This window comes from Paraburkholderia sp. UYCP14C (genome assembly GCF_004197395.1).
In the GTDB taxonomy this organism is placed as follows: domain Bacteria; phylum Pseudomonadota; class Gammaproteobacteria; order Burkholderiales; family Burkholderiaceae; genus Paraburkholderia.
The window spans coordinates 1-1776 of the sequence record NZ_SELS01000221.1; the positions used below are offsets into that span (position 1 = coordinate 1).

A 1776-nucleotide genomic window follows, 5' to 3' on the forward strand; every position below is an offset into this window, starting at 1 on the left:
CCTCGCCAGCTCCGAAAGCCATTCCCGGTGGGGCTCGCAGACAAATTCGGCCCCTTCGGAAAACCCGCAATCAGTTGTGCGCCAGTCGTCACCGTCCTGGCCCCTGCGCAGCTTCGCGCCGTGGTCCTCCAGCGCCTGCCGCAGCACAGGCCAGACCGTACCCTCGAGACGTCCAGCCTGGCTTCTGATCTGACGGGCCAGCCCTGCAAGGAGCGACGGCATGTCCCGTGCGGCTGGCGCCTAGGGCTGGGGCCGCGGCGCAACCGTCAATACGGGCTCCGCTTCCCAGTCCGCGATCTCTTCCACCTCCGCAGGGAGGGCTAACGCACGGAAGGCCTCGCGCGCCGGCTGGAGCAGCTTCCAGGTCTCGTCCAGGTGAGCGCCATCCAATGCGCGTCGTTGCGCCTGCTTGTACAGATCGTGGTACTGCTCCTTGCACCTGAACGTTTGCTCCGTATGAAACTGGATTTCCCATGGGAAGCCCTCCGGATCCTCCAGCGTGACGCTCACCGCCCGGAAAGCGCTTCGTTCCCGGCGGAAGTGATTGTGACACCGCCTCATGGCATGCGCCTTCGCATCGAGCTGCAGAAGGATCCGGTGATAGTCCGCCATAAACGTATCCGGGGACAGCACCACACTGTAGCGCAGCGCATCGTTGACCCGCGCGCTGGCCTGGGCCAGATCCAGCGGCGGCATGCCGCCAATCAGCCGGGTCAGCTTGTCCTGCAGCGATTGCGGCGATTTCAGCCGGTACTGCTCACCCGCCAGATACGGTCGTCCCTCTTCCCGCCCCGGCACCCCGCCATGGCCCAGGATGTCCTTCAGCAGCAGCGTGATCTGCGGCTCGGCCTGTCGGGCGCGCTCATGCAACGCCTGCGCCTGCCGCTGCTGCGCTTCCTGGCCAGCCGCCTGCGCTCGCGTGGCCGGCGCGACCGGCTGGCTGAGCCAGCCGCCCTGCTGCAGCGCGTCGACCGCGTCCTGCATGACCCCCGCTGCCATCGTGGGCATGTCCGGCAGCACCGTCTGCGCCCACTGTGGATCGAAGCGCCCCTCGCGTATTTCTGCCACCGTCTGCTTGCTGTACGGGACCCGCCGCTGACGCTCCGGGTAGAAGCTTTCCGCCCGTTCGCAGCATTCGATTACCTCCGTAAACAGATCGGTGCCCGTGTCCGACTTCAGCGCGTCCGTGCCCACCTTGATCGCTATCGTAAAAAGATTGCGCATGGACAGCTCCGGCTCGCCCGGCACCAGCCCCGGCTGCCCGCCGGGGAACGCAGTACGCGAGAGCCGGCACACCGGATAGTTGTCCAGCACCGCGTGCACACGCCCGGCCGTGTCGTGTGCCTGCCCGTAGGCGCTCGCCAGTGCCGGGAACCCCTGCGCCAGCGCGGGAGGAAGCGGCGGTGCCTGGACGCTGTCCCCGCCCAGCTGCATGGCCAGCCTGTACAGCAGCTGCGCCGCCTCGCGGGCCTGCGGCTCATGGGCCCGCTCCATCGCTTCACCTGCCTGCGCCTGCAACTGCACCAGCGCTGATGCATCCTCCTCCCCCCGCAACCACCTGCGCAGCCCGTTGCGCAGCTCGCGCTCCACCCCGTCGTAGGTGCCGAACATCATGCGGCGCACCATGTCCTCGCGCTGCTCGTCCGGTTGTGCAAGAAAGCGCATCGCCAGCGTGGCGGCCTTACCCAGCAGCATCCCCCCGCGCTGCTCGGCCAGGATTTCGCGCGCGCGCCCCGCCTGGTAGCGACCCTGTTCATCGACGGCCGCGTGAGCGGT

The 1776-nt window shown here is 68.0% G+C and carries 1 protein-coding gene and 1 pseudogene; both read right to left on the bottom strand.

All coding sequences use genetic code 11. The annotated features are described in order from the left end of the window. The coding region (locus tag EVC45_RS46440) for a hypothetical protein (RefSeq protein ID WP_211193604.1) at positions 1-222 on the bottom strand (222 nt) is incomplete at its 3' end. An 18-nt stretch (positions 223-240) separates the two neighbouring features. Further along, a pseudogene (locus tag EVC45_RS46010) lies at positions 241-1776 on the bottom strand (Type III effector protein (Skwp5)); the annotation flags it as partial.